15 protein-coding genes are annotated in these 16313 nt (G+C 62.9%); 5 read left to right on the top strand and 10 right to left on the bottom strand.

Translation table 11 applies throughout. From position 1 onward, the window contains the following. Nucleotides 1-133: 133 nt before the first annotated feature. The 4 genes from H512_RS23640 to H512_RS0111395 form a co-directional block, all read right to left on the bottom strand. On the bottom strand, nucleotides 134-1096 hold the full coding sequence (locus H512_RS23640) for a sugar ABC transporter substrate-binding protein (RefSeq protein WP_036791299.1): 963 nt from the start codon (nucleotides 1094-1096) through the stop codon (nucleotides 134-136). A gap of 80 nt (nucleotides 1097-1176) precedes the next feature. After that, a complete protein-coding gene (locus tag H512_RS0111405) occupies nucleotides 1177-2673 on the bottom strand; it encodes a sugar ABC transporter ATP-binding protein (protein ID WP_026783565.1) in 1497 nt (498 codons plus the stop codon). Beyond that, entirely contained in the window at nucleotides 2670-3557 is an 888-nt protein-coding gene (locus H512_RS0111400) for an ABC transporter permease (protein ID WP_084798441.1), read from the bottom strand. The genes H512_RS0111405 and H512_RS0111400 overlap by 4 nt, the downstream gene beginning before the upstream one ends. A gap of 133 nt (nucleotides 3558-3690) precedes the next feature. After that, on the bottom strand, nucleotides 3691-4713 hold the full coding sequence (locus H512_RS0111395) for a LacI family DNA-binding transcriptional regulator (RefSeq protein ID WP_026783563.1): 1023 nt from the start codon (nucleotides 4711-4713) through the stop codon (nucleotides 3691-3693). Between the two features lie 700 nt (nucleotides 4714-5413). Here H512_RS0111395 and H512_RS26960 point away from each other — a divergent pair. Next, a complete protein-coding gene (locus H512_RS26960) occupies nucleotides 5414-5554 on the top strand; it encodes a hypothetical protein (RefSeq protein WP_156899463.1) in 141 nt (46 codons plus the stop codon). 316 nt (nucleotides 5555-5870) lie between these two features. On the opposite strand, the gene H512_RS23635 is transcribed toward H512_RS26960, so the two are convergent. Continuing rightward, nucleotides 5871-6938, bottom strand: coding sequence for a LacI family DNA-binding transcriptional regulator (locus H512_RS23635; protein ID WP_053239779.1), 1068 nt, complete (start codon nucleotides 6936-6938; stop codon nucleotides 5871-5873). A gap of 123 nt (nucleotides 6939-7061) precedes the next feature. After that, nucleotides 7062-8711, bottom strand: a complete 1650-nt coding sequence (locus H512_RS0111380) for a signal transduction protein (RefSeq protein ID WP_036791296.1) — start codon at nucleotides 8709-8711, stop codon at nucleotides 7062-7064. Nucleotides 8712-9415: 704 nt separating this feature from the next. Between H512_RS0111380 and H512_RS0111375 the strand changes: the two genes are divergently transcribed. The 4 genes from H512_RS0111375 (at nucleotide 9416) to H512_RS0111360 (ending at nucleotide 12427) form a co-directional block, all read left to right on the top strand. Further along, nucleotides 9416-10237, top strand: coding sequence for a transporter substrate-binding domain-containing protein (locus H512_RS0111375; RefSeq protein ID WP_053239778.1), 822 nt, complete (start codon nucleotides 9416-9418; stop codon nucleotides 10235-10237). A gap of 153 nt (nucleotides 10238-10390) precedes the next feature. Continuing rightward, nucleotides 10391-11062 (top strand): amino acid ABC transporter permease, encoded by a 672-nt coding sequence (locus tag H512_RS0111370; protein ID WP_245585393.1) that lies wholly within the window; start codon nucleotides 10391-10393, stop codon nucleotides 11060-11062. Continuing rightward, nucleotides 11059-11715, top strand: a complete 657-nt coding sequence (locus H512_RS0111365; protein ID WP_026783559.1) for an amino acid ABC transporter permease — start codon at nucleotides 11059-11061, stop codon at nucleotides 11713-11715. The genes H512_RS0111370 and H512_RS0111365 overlap by 4 nt, the downstream gene beginning before the upstream one ends. Then, nucleotides 11696-12427 (top strand): amino acid ABC transporter ATP-binding protein, encoded by a 732-nt coding sequence (locus H512_RS0111360; RefSeq protein WP_026783558.1) that lies wholly within the window; start codon nucleotides 11696-11698, stop codon nucleotides 12425-12427. Before H512_RS0111365 ends, H512_RS0111360 begins: the two co-directional genes overlap by 20 nt. A gap of 81 nt (nucleotides 12428-12508) precedes the next feature. On the opposite strand, the gene H512_RS23630 is transcribed toward H512_RS0111360, so the two are convergent. From H512_RS23630 to H512_RS0111340, 4 genes are all read right to left on the bottom strand, one after another. After that, on the bottom strand, nucleotides 12509-13483 hold the full coding sequence (locus H512_RS23630; protein WP_169507150.1) for a dihydrodipicolinate synthase family protein: 975 nt from the start codon (nucleotides 13481-13483) through the stop codon (nucleotides 12509-12511). Between the two features lie 111 nt (nucleotides 13484-13594). After that, a complete protein-coding gene (locus H512_RS0111350; RefSeq protein ID WP_026783557.1) occupies nucleotides 13595-14269 on the bottom strand; it encodes an RraA family protein in 675 nt (224 codons plus the stop codon). 156 nt (nucleotides 14270-14425) lie between these two features. Then, nucleotides 14426-15244 carry an SDR family oxidoreductase gene (locus H512_RS0111345; RefSeq protein WP_026783556.1) on the bottom strand — a complete coding sequence of 273 codons (819 nt, stop codon included), beginning with the start codon at nucleotides 15242-15244 and terminating at the stop codon, nucleotides 14426-14428. A gap of 161 nt (nucleotides 15245-15405) precedes the next feature. Next, entirely contained in the window at nucleotides 15406-16206 is an 801-nt protein-coding gene (locus tag H512_RS0111340; RefSeq protein WP_026783555.1) for an HpcH/HpaI aldolase family protein, read from the bottom strand. Between the last annotated feature and the right edge of the window lie 107 nt (nucleotides 16207-16313).

Here is a 16313-nt window from a genome sequence, read left to right as displayed (position 1 = left end):
TAAACTAGATGGTCGTTCCCCCCGGAGCGGATGGGCCGGACTTGGGGGCAAAATGAAACCTTCGAAGAGGGGGTGCCTGGATTGGGGGAGCCGCCCGACCCTGGCCTGACGGACGGCTCCGAGGCGGTCCCGATCAGCCGATCGGCTCGCCCTTCTTCAGTTTCTCGAGGTATTCATCGATGTTCGTCTGGTCGACCTGAAGAATTCCGGTATCGATGCTCTCGATGGCCTTGCCGGTGGTAATGAAGTCGTACAGTGCCTTCACCGGCAGATAGCCCTGCATGTAGGGATTCTGGCTGAGGGCAGCATCGGTCACGCCAGCCTTGACGTTGTCGAGCGTCTCCGGAATGAGGTCGAAGCCGACGTGGTGGATCTTGGTGGCGCGCTCGACCCGGTGCAGCGCACGGCCGGTTGCCGGGGTCGTCGCGGCATCGAGCGAGATGATGCCGTTGAGATCAGGATTGGCGCGAATGGCGTTCTCGATCGCCGCGTACTGGGCCTGTTCTTCCCAGCCGGTGCTGATCGTGTTGACGACCTTGATGCCCGGATACTTGGCCAGTTCCGTGCGGGCGCCGCCCTCTCTGTCCTGCGACCAGGAGGCGGCCGCCTCGCCGGTGATGATCAGAACCGACCCCTCGGACCCCATGGCCTTGACCAGGGAATCGGCCGCCGCCTTGCCGGAAGAGACGAGATCCTGGCCGAAGAAGGCGATGCGCTTCGATCCGGGCGCCTCGCTGTTGAAGGTCACGACCGGGATATTGGCGGCCATGGCCTTGTCGATCACCGGGTTCAGCGCTTCGCCGTTGACGTTGGAAATCGCCAGACCCTCGACCTTCTTGGTAATGGCATTCTCGATGAAGGCCACTTCCTCGTCGACCTTGATGCCGATCGGGCCGACGAACTCGACGTTGATGCCGAGTTCCTTGCCCGCCGCCAGGGCGCCCGCCTTGATGACCTGGCCGAACTCGATACCGGTGTCATGATATACGACGGTGATGTCGATGTCCTTGGCGGCCGGACCGGCAAAAGCGACAGACCCCATGACCGCGGCGAAAAGCACTGACCCGATGCCGGCGCGGGAAAACTTGTTCCTCATTGGTGTTACCTCCCATGTAAACGCTGAATTCAGCTTGTCGTTTCGTTCTGACTGCTTTCCTCCAGGCTCACCTCCTTTGTTCACTGGCCTGCCAGGGCATAGCGGATGACTTGTTCCTTGGTTCTCCGCTCGCCGCGCAGATCGGCGACCATCGCCCCGTTCTTCATGACCAGGATGCGGTCGCTCTCGGCGAGGATCTCGGCGAGTTCCGATGAGACCATCAGAATGGAGAGCCCGGATTCGCGTAGAGATTTCAGGATCTTGTAGATCTCGAACTTGGCGCTGACATCGATGCCGCGGGTCAGTTCGTCAACGAGGACGATCCGCGGGTGAGAGGCCAGCCAGCGGGCGATGATCACCTTCTGCTGGTTGCCGCCTGACAGCTGGCTGATCTTCTTGAAGCGGGAACTGGTCTTGATCCTCAGCTTCCTGATGAAGTCTTCCGCGGTGTCGGCCATGAAGCGGCGCCGGAGGACGCCGGCGGAGTTGCTCATGTCGCCCGCATTGGCGGTGTTGACGTTGTCCATGATGCTCATGTCGGGGAAGATGCCGGCGTCGCGGCGGTTCTCCGGGATCATGGCAAGGCCGTTGCGTATGGCATCGCTTGGGCTGCGGTTGTTCATCGGCTTGCCGAAGGCGGAGATCGACCCCGCCCATTCGGGAGCCAGCCCGAAGATCGTTTCGAGAACCTCGGTCCGTCCCGAGCCCTGCAGGCCGTAGATGCCGACGATTTCACCTTCGTGGAGGGCAAAGGAGACGTCCGAGAAGCAACCGGGCCGGCTGAGGCCGTTGACTTCAAGGACTTTCCGGCGATCGGTGTAGTCGCGGACCTCGGACGCATGAAGATCGGCCAGGTCGCCGCCGGCGATCAGCCGGACCACGCCGGCCTGATCGATGTCGGCAATCTCGAAGCCGCCGACGAACCTGCCGTCGCGCAACACCGAAATGCGGTCGCAAAGCGGGAAGATCTCCTCGAGGCGATGCGAGATGTAGAGGATCGTCACGCCGCGGGCGCGCAGCGCCTTGAGGTTGACGAACAGTTCCTCCGCTTCCTTGAGGGTCAGGGCCGAGGTCGGCTCATCCATGATGATCACCTCGGCGTCGAGAGCGAGCGCGCGGGCGATCTCGACGATCTGCTGATCGGCGATGCTGAGATTTTCCACCAGAGCGGTCGGATCGATCGAACTGCCAAGCCCGGCCAGGATCTCGCTGGTACGCGTCTGCATCCTCGGCCAGTCGACCTTGCCGTCGCCGAGTTGCCGCTCCCGGCCGAGAAACAGGTTCTCGGTCACGGTGAGATTGGGGCAGAGGCGAAACTCCTGATAGACGACGGCGACACCGAGTTCGTGAGCGGCGTGCGGACTGTCGAGCCGGACCGGCTTGCCGCGATAGACCACCTCGCCGCCGTCGGGCATGTATTCGCCGCCGAGGATGTGCATCAGCGTCGACTTGCCGGCGCCGTTCTCGCCGACGATGGCGTGGATCGAGCCCTCCTTGATGGAAAAGCTGACGTCGTCGAGGGCGGTGACTGCACCGAAAATCTTCGTGATGTGGCGGAAGTCGATGATGTCGCTCATGACCGGCCACTCTTTCGTGTCCAGATGTCGAGGGCCACGGCGAGGATGATCACGGCGCCGACGATGGTCATCTGCCAGAAGGGGGAGATGCCGAGCAGGATGATGCCGTTATTGAGCACGCCCATGATCAGGACGCCGATCACCGTGCCGATGATCGTTCCCTGACCGCCGGCCAGCGACGTCCCGCCGATGATGACGGCGGCGATGGCGTTGAGTTCCATGCCTTGACCGGTGGTGCCCTGCACGCTGCCCAGGAAGGCGATGTTGAGCAGGCCGGCCAGCGCGGACAGGAAGCCGACGATGGCGAAGGCCGCCGTTTTGACGACGTTGGAGTTGATGCCGCTGGCGCGGGCCGCCCTGGCGCTGCCGCCGACCGCCTTCATGCGAAAGCCGAGCAGGGTCCTGTTGTAGAGGAAGTAGGCGCCAATCGCCGTGGCGATGAAGAACAGGCACATCACGGGAATGCCGGCGATCTTGCCCTGGCCGAGGAACAGGAAGATTGGCAGGGTCGGATCATCGACGGTCCGCGGCGAGATGTTGACGACGCGACCGCTGCTGATGATCAGCGAGATGCCGCGCACGACGTTCATCATGCCGAGCGTGACGATCAGCGCGGGAATCTTGGTGTAGGTGATCAGGATGCCGTTGATCAGGCCGAACAGCGTTCCCACGGCAATGCCCAGCACGAAGGCGAGCCAGATGGGAAAGCCGTTCATCATCATGACGGCGGTCAGGATCGCCGAAGCGCCGTAGATGGAGCCGACGGAAAGGTCGATCTCGCCGCAGACAATGACGAGGCACATCCCCATGGCTATGATGCCGAGAAGTGAAATCTGACGCAGAATGTTGATCAGATTTTCCAGATTGAAGAAGTACGGCGACATGACAGAAAAGAACAGGAATATCACAACAAAAGCGATAAATATTCCGATCTCTTTCGTTGATGAAAATGTAACCCTGCGACGGGAAACATTGGTCTCGGCTTCTGCGCTCACGGCGTAACCTCCCAATCAAACTTTATATTTGGACAACGCTGCCCTTGTCTCGCAGCGCAGCGGCAAAGACCTGCCGCGTGACCGCGAGAGGCTGCCCCTTCATCAGGGCGATCAGCATCTCAGTTCCGCATGATCCGAGCTTGTAGCCAGGGATCTCGATGGTGGTGATCAACGGGCGGAAAACCGCCGGATAGGTGATGTTGTCAAAGCCGGCGATGGAGATGTCGCTCGGCACCTGGTAGCCGCGTTCGACGAGCGCCTGATAGGCGCCGAGCGCCATCAGGTCGTTGCCGGCAATGAGAGCGGTGAACTTCGGCTTGCCGTGTTCCAGAAGCTGGTCGACCGCCGCATAGCCGCTGTCGAGCCGGTAGTTGCCCTCGACCACAAGCCTCGCATCGACCTCCACCCCGTTGCTCTGCATCGTCGACATGAAGCCGGACTTGCGCATCCTGGCGTTCATGGTGCTGAGCGGCCCGGAAATGAAGGCGATGTTCCGGTGCCCCTTGTCGAGAACGAACTGGGTCAGCAGCGCCGCACCGCCCTCGTTGTCGAAGAATACGCCCGGCGTTTCCGGCAGTTCGTCGACATAGCGTTCGATGAAGCACAGAGGGGTCTTGTTTCTATGGAAATCAAGGAAGGCCGGGTTGGACTCCTTGTTGTTCTGCGTCGTGAACAATAGTCCATCGACGATCCGGTCCCGCAGGATGTCGATATACTCGTTTTCCTTGTCGAGCTTTCCGTCGGTGTTGCAGAGAAAGCAGCTGTAGCCGTTCTCGTTGCAGACGTCCTCGACACCACGGACCAACTCCGAGAAGAACGGGTTGCGGACGTCGGGAATGACCAGGCCGATCGTATGGGTGACCTTGGTGATCATGCTCTGGGCCAGACGATTTGGCCGATAGCCGACTTCCTCGATCACCTTGCGAATGCGCTCGACCGTTTTCTCTCCCACACCCTTGGGGCTGTTGTTGACCACGCGGGACACCGTGGCGATCGAGACGCCGCAGAGGTTGGCGATGTCCTTGATGGTGATCGGCTCGGCCATGCTCGTCTCCTCCTTGAGCACACTGATCGAGTAAACGTTTTCTCTCTCGGGGTGCCGCGTCTTCTTCGCCCTTCTCGGTGGCGATTGCAGGCGGTGTCAGTCTTTCAGGCGGTGTTCGGAATGGGGTCAGTCCCCATCTGACCAGTTCACCGGTCCCAACTGAGGCTGGGGCGGGTTGGCCCAACGCAGTCGCCCCCTTTCAGAAAGGGGTACAAGTTTCTTCCATACCGGCACGCATCGCGCCGGAAGCTCTTTGAATTCAAGACGAACTCAACCTGCCGGCAGAGCACGCAGCGCCTTGCCGTCCTTGATATCTTCGCTCGCGGGACTCGCGCCTGGGCTGTATCCCTCCCATTTGGCGCGATTTGCTTGCGTTGATCTGCCTCATTTCCTCCAGGGCAGAGTCAACGTAAACGTTTACTCTCTTATGAAAGGAATATTGGCATCAATACTTTATTCCGTCAAGAAGTTATGAATTCTTGACCAGTCTGGAGAAGTTTCGACTGCCACGCCGAGAGAGGGATGCGCCGATCATCTGGAAGGGCGGAAGCCGAAGCGCGCATCGCCCTACTCGGACGCCGGGCAGTCGACAATGGCCGGAAAGCCTTGAAGAATTCCGGACACGGCACGTTGGTCCGGGCCTTTCTTGCGACGGCTGCCACTCCGGCCGGTCCTGACCGAAGCATTAGCCGAAATGCTAATGCCGGGAACTGGTGACAACCGGCCGACAGCGCCGCTGGAGAACCTGTCGCCATCGATCCAGATCGGAAGCTACATGCCGCCGTCGTCGATCCGGCATGGCGCGGTTCGCATCGGCGTCGAGCCTGGCGACGCTCCCTGATGGCCCGGAATCCGTTCATGACGCGCCGGCCAGCGATGGACGGATCGCGGCTATCCACCGGCGAGTGGCCTGAGGCGATGCTGTTCCGTTTGCCGGAGATGCTGGCGTCAGCGACGACACAAGAGTGTCGGTTGCCGGTCAGAATATGCCCTCAACTTGCACCGCATGGATTTCGTGTACACGAGCAGGCACTCAGTAAATCAGACAAGCGAATTCGCTTCTACATATACTCGTGTGTAAATCGTCAAATTCTAACAGGCTGTCGGAATTCCCCGAAGATCACAAATCGTCTTTCACCGGGGCCAAATTTTTCTCATTATTTATCATCAAGATTACCGTTACGCCATATATGTCCTTCGACCACCAAGCGTTCGGCATGAACCGGCCTGTTCTTCAACTGGTCAGTCAGGCAGCGGAAGATTGTTCTGGCGATCGCCTTCTCGTCCTGCCTGGCGGAGACAACCCTGTTGGGCAGGAACTCCAGCAACGGGTGGTGGTCGAAGGTGCCCAGCAGAAGGTCCGGCGGCAACCGGCCGTTCCGGACTCCGATTGCCTGAAGCGCCCCCTCGAACATCAGCAACGAAGAGCACACGAAGGCTCTGGGCAGGCCGCCCCGACTGGCTATCGCTTGTTCCATCAGCCGCCGGCCGGCGGCCACGTCGTCGCTCTCCGAACTGAAGACGCGGGCTTCCGCATCGTCCAGTCCATATTTGCCACATGCCGAGAGAAAGCCGCGAATGCGCTCCTCGATGCTGGGCAACCATCGGCTGGCGGCGAGGAAGACGGCGTCGCCCCGCTCGGCGAGGAGAATGTCGGCCAGCCGATATCCGGCGGCCTCATTGTCGGTCACGACCACGGGATAAGGCTGGCCGGGAAAGGCGCGGTCGGTCATGACGACGGCGCAGGACCGGCGACCGCCGCTCGGTGGAAGGGCGATCCTCGGTGAGCAAGGCGCGATCACCATGCCATCGACGCCGCGCTCCAGAAGGCGCGTGACCGCCCTCGCCTCGCCCGCCGGGTCGTCGTGCGAGGAGGTGGTGAGCAGGACGAGCCCGGCCGCATGGCAGAGATCCTCCAGCGCGGCCGTCAGATGGGCGAAGAAGGGATTGGCGAGGTCCGGCAGCACGAGGCCGATGGCGTCCGATCGCTGCAGGCGCAGGCTGCGCGCCGTGCGATCGATGACGATGCCGTGCTCGCGGATGAACTGTTCGATCTGGTCTCGCGTCTGCGCCTTGATGCGATAGCGCTCGGCCTGGCCGTTGACGACGAAGCGGACCGTGGTGCGCGAGAAACCGGTGGCCGCCGCCACCTCGTCGAGTGTCATCGGGGTGGAAGCAGGTCTGTTCGGATCGGGGGGCGTCACCACGGTCTCGCCAAGCTCCATCTCGCGGGGCGTCCGCCGGCAGGCGTTTCCGGCGACAGGACTGAGGGCGCTTATACTCCTCGTTCCGGCAAAGGCGAATGCAAAGGCGGCCCCGCGCCCGTGGCGGGCGCGGGGCCGGATCCGTCAGAGCAGCTTGCGGGCGTCGCCGGCCACCTGAACCTTGATGTTCTGGGTGACCGCCTGGGCGACGAAAGCCTTGAGCACGTCGGCGAGCCTGTCCTCGTCGACATAGGCGAGGCTGACGTGGTTGGACTGGTGGCCGGCCATCAGGTCGTCGCGGCCGACGCCATCGAGCACGGCGTTCAGAAGCGGCCACTCGTAGCAGGTGGCCTTGCGCCGCTGCTCGAACTCCGCCTCCGGCAGCTCGATGGCGTGGCCGGTGCCGATCTGCATGATGACGGACGTGCCCTCGTAATGGGCGCGCGCCCACAGCAGGCGACCCGCCTTGCCCTGGCCGGTGATGGTCGAACCGCCCTTGGGGAAATACATGGCCGGCTGGCGATAGCCGGTGGCACCGGCGATACCACCCTTGAGATGGCCGAACGGCACCGCGCCGGAGATCTCGAAATCCCAGACGAATTCGCCGTTCCAGTCGCTGCCCCAGCGGATGTCGTGCAGCGTCGTCTCCGAAGGCAGCCCCAGGCTGTCGAGCAGGCGGAACATCATGGTCTGCGGAATGGCCGTGCCCATGTCCACTTCGTTGGCGCAGGTGATCGGCTTGCCGTCCCGGATGATATGGCCGTCCTCGGCCGGGATCGGGAAGCGCTCGGCCGAACCGATGGCGCCCTCGGCGAAGTCGGACGCGGCGCAGGACCGGGCGAGACCCTGCTGGTACTGGACACCGACGCAGGAGAGACCGAAGCGTTCGGCGTAGCGGGCCAGCGCGATCATCATCGCGCATTGCTCCTTGACCTGCTCGCGCGTCAGTTCGCGGGCGCCGTCGGTGCCGAAGCGGAACTTCATGCCGCGCTTCTCGTACCAGGCGAGGCACTCCTCCCTGAGCGCGTCGGACACCTTCGACATCTCGACCAGCAGATCGGACTGCGACAGGCTTTCGAGCGGCATGCCGATGTCGCAGAGCGCCTTTTGCGGGAACACGCCGTTCATCATGCCCATGCACAGCGTGTCGAACAGGCCGAGGATCTCCTTGTGCCGCAGCGACCAGGCGCCAACGGCGGCGCCGACCTTGCCGGCTTCGCTCTTCATCACCGGATGATCGGCGGTGACGTCGGTGAGATAGGAGAGATCGTGGTCGACCGAGCCGGTTTCCAGCCAGGACTTCAGGCCGGAGAGGAAGAAGTCGTCGTCGAAATTCTCCGACCACAGGCGCGAATAGTCACGCCCGAGTGCCGTCAGCGAGCCGGCCATGCACAGCATGCCGACGAGGCCCGGCCAGGTCCCGTCGAAATTGGCGAGCAGCAGCACCGGGCCGCGATGGGTGGCGAGCGACGGCGCGATATGGTGCGAGTACTGCCAGGCGGTCAGCAGCACGATCACCGGCGCGTCGGGATCGATCGTCGCGAATACATCCGAACCCTCGCGTTGGCTGGCGATGAAGCCGTGCCCCTTGTCGGCCTTGATCGGGTGGGCGCGGCGCGCCTTGCGGCCAAGCGAGGCGAGCGCCTTTTCGAGCAGGGTTTCGTACTTGGCCTCGACCGGCCAGCATTCGACGTTGGCGCTCTCGCGAAGGTCGGCATTGGTGACGAACAGCACCTCGCCGGGCGCCGGCTTCAGCAGGGCCGGCTCTGCCGGCAATGTGACATGAATACCCATCGTTTCCTCCTTTGTCGTCGGCTGTTTCGGCCGAAATTGGCTCGAAAGCCGGCCCTCAGCCTGCGGGATATGGGGCCAATCTCATTTGCTACATCGTGGTAGCAAGTGATATGCACAAACAGCGCGTCTCGCAAGCCTGCCGTTTTGCTGACTAGACGAAAGTCGAATGGATCCCGACGACGCGGGGCATGAGCCTGTCATCCGCCGATGGCGGGTACGCGCGACGCGGCGCCTAGCGAGGGCGGCGGCCAACGTCGGAGCTTTCACCTGATCCGAGCTCGGGGAGATCACGCTCCACGGAACGGACCGGCGATGTCGCCCTCCAGGGGTGAAATGACACACGGAAGCGCGGGAGGACGGCTTTCTACCTCTCGTCGCCAAGGCGAAGGGTGGAGGGCGGTTCGACGGCCTGACGAGAACGGAATGGATTTCCGCCTGTGCAACCGAAAGCATTGCCCTGGGGGTGCTCAAGAAGGGTCCCTCCGGCGACCGGCCCACGCCCGAGGTAGCCATTTTCCGGTCAAGGCAATCAGTCGTTGTCGCCAGCCCAGCCTGTCGATCAAATTCCACCAATTCCGTTTTTCGGAATTGACATCCGGTAATCAGAACTTATTCTAGCCGCATCGATCCATCACCTGGTCCAACGGCTCCACGAAACGCCGACTGAAATGCATGGACGATAAAATCTGAGGGAGGTTATCCAGATGAAACGTGTGCTGAAGTATCTTGGCGCCATGGTCGGCGGCACGATGGTGGCTGCTGCGGTCACCGCGATGAGCGCCGGAACGGTGGCGGCGCAGAGCATCTCCGACATCGACAGCAAGGGAAAGATCACCATCGGCGTTCTGACGGGCATTCCGCCCTATGATACCGTGGACAGCAGCGGCAATACCGACGGCTTTCTGGTGGACCTCGCCCGCGACGTCGCCCAGAACCTGAAGGTCGAGCTTGAACTGGTGCCGGTCAACAATGCGTCCCGTGCCGCCGCCCTGGAATCCGGCCGCGTCGACATGCTGATCGCCCACATGACCGCCACCCCGGAGCGGGCCAAGCTGTTCCTGATGACCAACCCCTACGGCGCCTACGACATGCGCTTCGTGGCCAACAAGGGCATGCCGCTGACCAAGATCGACGATCTCGCCAACAAGCGCGTGTCGGTGCCCAAGGGCAGCACGCAGGACGTGGCGGTCAGCAACCTCGGCGTCGAGGGCCTCGAAGTCGTCCGCTTCGACGACGATGCCCTGGCCATGCAGGCGCTGATCTCCGGCCAGGTTGACGCCACCGCCGCCGTCGCCACGGTCGCCGCCGACGTGATCCGGAAGCGCAACCTCACCGATCTCGAAGTGAAGACAGAGGTGCCGCTGTTCACCCTCTACTGGTCGATGGCCGTCCGCAAGGATGCCACCCAGCTGCACCAGTGGCTCAACAACTTCATCTACTACGAAGAAGTGAGCGGACGCCTCGGCGCGCTGCACGAGAAGTGGGTCGGCGTCCCGATTCCGGGCGGCAAGCTGCCGACGTTCTGAGACCGCTGAGGCGGCGGTGGTCGGACCGCCCTCGCCGCCGGCGATCTCTCGCCCGGCCCTCGGGCCGGGCTCCCGCCCCGCTTTTTCGCTCATAGGTTCAACATGGCATATCAAATGCACTTCGGTCCGGTACTGGACCGAGCGCCGGAGTTCGTGGACGGCACCATCAACACGATACTGCTGTCCGGTCAGGGCATCGTGATCGGCCTCGCCATCGGCCTGGCGGTCGCGATCATCCGCGTGGAGGGACCGCGCTGGCTCGACCGGATCGCCGTCGCCTATATCGAAATCATCCGCAACACGCCGCTCCTGGTTCAGGTCTTCCTGTTCTTCTTCGGCCTGCCCTACATCGGCCTGCGACTGTCGGCGGATACATCGGCGATCATCGCGATATCCTTCAACCTCGGCGCCTATTCGGCCGAGATCTTCCGCGCCGGCTTTCTCGCCATCCCCAAATCGCAGATCGAGGCTGGACTGGCGCTCGGGCTGACGCGCCTGCAGACCATCCGCTACGTGGTGATCGTGCCCGCTCTCAAGGTGGTATTCCCGGCGCTGACCGGCCAGCTGACCCTGACCTTGTTGGGCAGTTCGGTGGTCTGCGCCATTTCCGCCAGCGAGCTGACGCTCGCCGCTTCGAAGGTCGAGTCGCTCACCTTCCGCAGCCTCGAGACCTTCCTGGTGGCCGGCGCGATTTACGTGACGCTGACCTTCGTCTTCCGATTCACCTATTGGCTGATCTCGCTCTGGCTGTTCCACCGCAAGGATCCGGCCCGCTTCCAGATCGCCGGCGCCCTGCCGCATGGCCAGGAGAGGGTTGAAGCATGATCCAGTCCTTCGGCTTTTCCAGCCTGCCCATCCTGCTGTACGGCGCGCTCTGGACGCTGATCCTCTCGGCATCGACCTTCGTGGCCGCCGGCATCTTCAGCTTGATCTTCGCCCTGTTGCGGGTGCTCGGCCCGAAACCGGTCCGGCTGCTGATCGCCGGCTATATCGAGCTGGTTCAGGCAACGCCCCTGTTGATCCTGCTGTTCCTGGCCTATTACGGCCTCAGCTTCCTCGGCTACTACTTCCCGCCGCTGGCCGCCGCCGTCATCTCCCTGACGCTCTACGCCACGGCCTTCCTCGCCGACATCTGGCGCGGCTGCATCGAGGCGATCCCCAAGCAGCAATGGGAAGCCGCCGACGCCCTCGCCATGTCGACGCCGCAGAAGCTGCGCTACGTCATCCTGCCGCAGGCCTTCCGCATCTCGCTCGGCCCCACCGTCGGCTTCCTGGTGCAGATCGTCAAAAATACCTCGGTGACGGCGCTGATCAGCTTCGTCGAGCTTACGCGCGCCGGCCAACTGCTCAACAACATGACCTTCCAGCCCTTCGAGGTGTTCCTTACGGTTGCGGCCATGTATTTCATCATCTGCTATCCGTTGTCCTATTACAGCGAATACCTCCAGGGAGGCAAACGTGCCCGCAGTTCAACTTAACAACATCAAGAAGTGCTACGGCGCACTGTGCGTGCTCGATGGCATCAACCTGTCGGTCGAACCTCGGGATGTCGTCGCCGTCATCGGTCAGAGCGGGTCCGGCAAGAGCACGATGCTTCGCTGCATCAACGGCCTCGAGCAGATCCAGGGCGGCAGCATCGACATCGTCGGGCACAGGATCGAGCCGGGAACCCATAGCCTGCGCAGCTTGCGCAAGGAGGTCGGCATGGTGTTCCAGAGCTACAACCTGTTTCCGCATCTCAACGTCGCCGAGAACATCATGCTGGCGCCACGCGTCGTCAAGAACGTGCCCAAGCCGGAAGCCTGGGAAACCGCCCAGATGGTGCTGAAGCAGGTCGGGCTCGCCGACAAGGTGGGTGCCTATCCGGACGAGCTTTCCGGCGGCCAGCAACAGCGCGTCGCCATCGCCCGATCGCTCGCCATGAAGCCGAAGGTAATGCTGTTCGACGAGGTCACCTCGGCGCTCGATCCGCAGCTGACCGGCGAGGTTCTGAAGACGATCGCCGAGCTGGCGGCGGCCGGCATGACCATGATCCTGGTCACGCACGAGATGGGCTTCGCCCGTCAGGTCGCCAACCGCACGGTGTTCATGTACAAAGGCCAGATCTGGGAGGAAGGACGGTCGGAGGACCTGTTCTCGGCGCCGAAGACGCCGGAACTCAGAAGCTTCATCGCCCCCAATCTCAAATGAATACGACGCCGGCGCGATTGTCGCGCCGGCGCCGTCTTTTCAGGGCGGCCGGTTGAATGGCGCTCGGCGACGAATACGGTCTCAACCCGACCGAAGGGCGTCCTGTCCGGCGGACCATTGCCGCAAGACGCCGGCGATGGCCGCCTGCTCCGCTTCCGACGCGTCGCGCATCGGCGCCCGCACATGGCTGGCCGGCAACCCCTGGATCATCTGCGCCGCCTTGACGCGGGCCGGCAGGTTTGCCCCGCCGACCACCTTCCACAGATCGGCAAGGAACGCGGCAATCGGCTCGGCGACCGGGTCCCCGGCGTGAACCGCCTTGAACAGGCGCGCGCTCTCCGCCGGCGCCGCGGCGGTGATGGCGGCGATCGAACCGGTTGCGCCGATGGCATAACACTCGGCGAGCTGATTATCGATGGCCGCGATCACCCGCTCCGCTCCGACGCAACCGACCAGTTCGCGATAGGCGTCAATGCTCTTCCGGCTGTGCTTGACGGCGACGACGCCGGCATGGGCGTCGAAGATACGGGCAATGAGGGCCGGTGCCAGTTGCAGCCAGGGAATGACGTTATAGATGATCACCGGGGCCGGCCCGGACGATGCCATCGCGGTGTAGAAGTCCACCATCTCATCGTCGTTCGGCGTGAAAATATAGTGCGGCGGCGTTACCTGCACCGCCGCCAGCGGATAACGGCTGAGACTGCCGGCCACCGCGACCGCCTCGCGCGTGCTGTCGGCAATGATGCCGGCCACCACGCCGGTTCCCCGCGGAACCACTTCGATGGCCATGGCAACGAGGCGCTCGATCTCGGCCGGCGACAAGGCATAGCCCTCGCCCGTGCTGCCACCGACGACGACCCCGTCGACGCCGCAGGCCAGCAGCCATTCGATCTCCGCTCTGAAGGCCGCGTCGTCGATCTCGCCGTGGCGGTCGAAAGGCGTGGTCAGGGGGGCGAGAACGCCCTTGGGAACAGGACTCCGCACTTCTCGTATTCCGTCGCCCGCATGCCGTGGCGATTTCGATCGAAACCGTCTTTGCAGCACGCCAAAAATCAAGGCCGGGGCATCGCCCCAGCCTCGCTGACTTGTCGTTGCTGGCTCACTATAGGAAATTGCCCCGGCCGTTCAAGCGTTGCATGGACGTCGACCGCCCAGGTGCCCGCCGGGTCAGTTGTAGGATGAGTCGACCGGCCAGACCGATTGCAGGCGTTCCCCCTTCAGGATGCGGTCGCGGGCGGCTCCCTCCATGGCGCCGACCTCGTCGGCCTTGTCGGCCACGGCCTTGACCATCGTCCTGGGAATGACCACCACGCCGTCGACATCGGCGAAGACGACATCGCCCGGCGCGATCCGGATGCCGCCGATCACCAGTTCGACCTGCGAAGCCTTCGGCTCCATCTTGCCGGAGACCGACACTGGGCTGGATCCACGGCCGAACAGCGGATAGCCGAGCGCCCGCACCTGGGCGAGGTCGCGCACCGTGCCGTTGACGATGGTGGCGGCGGCGCCGGCGGTCTTGGCACCGGTCGACATCAGCTCGCCCGAACAGGAGCCCTCGGCGCAGCTCGAATCCACCACCAGAATGCCCCCCTTGGGCACGTTGTCGATGGCGTTGTGGTAGACGTCCTGCGGCTGGTTGCGGCGCTGGCTCGGCGCGAACTGGACGGTCACTGCCGGTCCGCAGACCACCTCGCCGGCCTTCAACGCCCCCTGAAGGGAGATGCCCGACAGATACCCGCGGCCGCCAAGCTGCTCGAGGCTGTCGTGCACATCGCCGGAGTACCATTTCGACAGGCGCCCGATCGCGTCCCAATCCGTATCGTCATAGTTGAACTTTGTCATTGATGTCTGCCTTCGATGAATTTGTCCGGGGTCCGGCAGTCGCCGCGGGGCCGATTGGGCGGAAAGGATATCTTCGCCGGCGATTCCTCGGCCGGTGGAGCATCCGTCCCGTCTTCGGGGGGAGGAGATGCGGCCCCGCGGCGCGCCGTGGGCGGCTCACCAGGCGGTAAAACCGCCGTCGACCACCACGTTCGAGCCCGTCATGTAGGACGAGGCATCCGACGCCAGGAACTGAATGACGCCGTTGTACTCGTCGATCTCGGCCTGCCGGCGCATCGGCACGCGCTCGAGGAAGGCGTCGATGAATTCCTTGTCGAAGTTGGCGGTCTTGACGCCGCCGAACGAGATCAGGTTGACGCGGACTTTCCTGGTGGCCCAGTAGGTGCCGAGATAGCGCGTCAGGTTGACCAGCGCTGACTTGGAGGCGGCATAGGAGATCGCCTTGATGAAGGGCTTGCCGTCGCGCTTTTCGCGATAGGCGTAGAGAGCCTGGTTCGGCGACACGATGCCGTAGATCGAGCCGACGTTGATGATCGAGCCGCGACCGGCCGCCGCCATGGGAGACCCGATCACCTGACAGCACAGCATGACGCCGGTCAGGTTGGTTTCGATGATCTCGTTCCAGTATTCCTGGGGATAGATCTCGAACGGGCTGTTCTGATCGGCCGAGCCGGAAGGCTTGGAATCGATGCCGGCGTTGTTGACCAGGATATGCGGCACGCCCCAGTCGGCGATCAGTTGATCGGTGGCCTGTTGAAGCGCCGCCTTGTCGGTGACACTGGCGACATAGACGCGAATGCGATCCTCGAGACCGGGGAACTTCTCGGCGATCCGCTCGCGGCTGAACTCACGCCGGCTGAAGATCGCCACCTTGGCGCCCGCCTCGGCAAGCGACTTGCTGAATTGCGTTCCAAGCTGGCCAAGGCCGCCGGTCACCACCGCAACGCGGTCCTTTACGCTGAAGATATCCGTCATCTAAAGCCATCCCATTGATTTGATTGTCGATCCGTGGCGCGATCGGGTCTCGCCCCGTCTTCCGCCAAGGCACAAGAAGCTTCCTTCAGGAGCGGCGGTGCTGGCCGCCCCTGTCGAATTCTCGGATCCCGCATTCCATCTTCCGGAAGACGGTGCCGGTATCAGCCGTCGAGCGCAGCGCGAACGGCGCGGAAACCCTGGTTGAGGAACATGATGTCGTTGCCCATGATGATCATGTCGACGCCCTTTTGGGCGAGACGCTGGGCGCTCTCCTTGTCGGGCGGGATGCAGGGCGCCATCACCTTGATGCCGCGGGCGTGGCACTTCTCGATAAGCTCGTCGAGCTTGTCATTCACTTCCGGGTTCGACATGGAATAGTCGATGGAAATCCGCCGGGAAATGGAATAATCCGCCGGACCGAAGTTGATGACATCAATGCCTTCGACGTCCAGAATCTCGTCTATGTTATCGAAGAACTCATAGCTCTCGGCCATGGGAATGACGAGGGTGTTGTTATTCTCGCTTTCCATATAGCTGGACCACTGGAATCCCGGCCCCGCGAAGCCGGCAGAGCGGACCGAAGCGTCGCCGCCGCGACGCCCCAGCGGCGGGAACTTCGCAGCGCGGACGATCTGCCGCGCCTCGGCGGCGGACCCGACCTGCGGAATGATGACGCCGGCGGCGCCGATCTCCAGCGTCTTGCGGATGTCCCACTCGTTGGTGCCGCGCACGCGCACCAGCGGGGCGATGCCGCCAACTCGCGCAGCCAGAACCAGCTTCTCCATATGCGAGTCAATATTGACCGGCGTATGCTCAGCATCGATGAAGGCGAAATCCAGCCCCCAGTTGGCAGCGATTTCGACGCCGGCACAGCTGCCGCTATAGAGCGTTACACCATAGGTCGGCTTGTTCGAGCGGAGTTTCTCATTAAGCTCATCCCGCTGTTTGTTGGACCCAGTCACGTTTTCCTCCATAGAGTCTATTCATGTCATCAATGATGTTTATCCGAACGAGACCTCAAATCCGTTCAACTTGTTCGTCCGGCGCGCCTTCGGTTCGGCAGCCGGGC

It is taken from the genome of Pleomorphomonas koreensis DSM 23070 (genome assembly GCF_000425185.1).
GTDB classification, from domain to species: Bacteria; Pseudomonadota; Alphaproteobacteria; order Rhizobiales; family Pleomorphomonadaceae; genus Pleomorphomonas; species Pleomorphomonas koreensis.
This window is presented reverse-complemented; position numbering and strand designations above follow the sequence as displayed.

Bases quoted from the DNA above. Each gene is read 5' to 3' on its own strand.
- H512_RS0111395 (WP_026783563.1), bottom strand. From the start codon at position 4,713: ATGGCCGAGCCGATCACCATCAAGGACATCGCCAACCTCTGCGGCGTC.
- H512_RS0111350 (WP_026783557.1), bottom strand. From the start codon at position 14,269: ATGACAAAGTTCAACTATGACGATACGGATTGGGACGCGATCGGGCGC.
- H512_RS0111405 (WP_026783565.1), bottom strand. From the start codon at position 2,673: ATGAGCGACATCATCGACTTCCGCCACATCACGAAGATTTTCGGTGCA.
- H512_RS0111375 (WP_053239778.1), top strand. From the start codon at position 9,416: ATGAAACGTGTGCTGAAGTATCTTGGCGCCATGGTCGGCGGCACGATG.
- H512_RS0111365 (WP_026783559.1), top strand. From the start codon at position 11,059: ATGATCCAGTCCTTCGGCTTTTCCAGCCTGCCCATCCTGCTGTACGGC.
- H512_RS23635 (WP_053239779.1), bottom strand. From the start codon at position 6,938: ATGGAGCTTGGCGAGACCGTGGTGACGCCCCCCGATCCGAACAGACCT.
- H512_RS23640 (WP_036791299.1), bottom strand. From the start codon at position 1,096: ATGAGGAACAAGTTTTCCCGCGCCGGCATCGGGTCAGTGCTTTTCGCC.
- H512_RS26960 (WP_156899463.1), top strand. From the start codon at position 5,414: ATGCCGGGAACTGGTGACAACCGGCCGACAGCGCCGCTGGAGAACCTG.
- H512_RS0111345 (WP_026783556.1), bottom strand. From the start codon at position 15,244: ATGACGGATATCTTCAGCGTAAAGGACCGCGTTGCGGTGGTGACCGGC.
- H512_RS0111400 (WP_084798441.1), bottom strand. From the start codon at position 3,557: ATGTCGCCGTACTTCTTCAATCTGGAAAATCTGATCAACATTCTGCGT.
- H512_RS0111380 (WP_036791296.1), bottom strand. From the start codon at position 8,711: ATGGGTATTCATGTCACATTGCCGGCAGAGCCGGCCCTGCTGAAGCCG.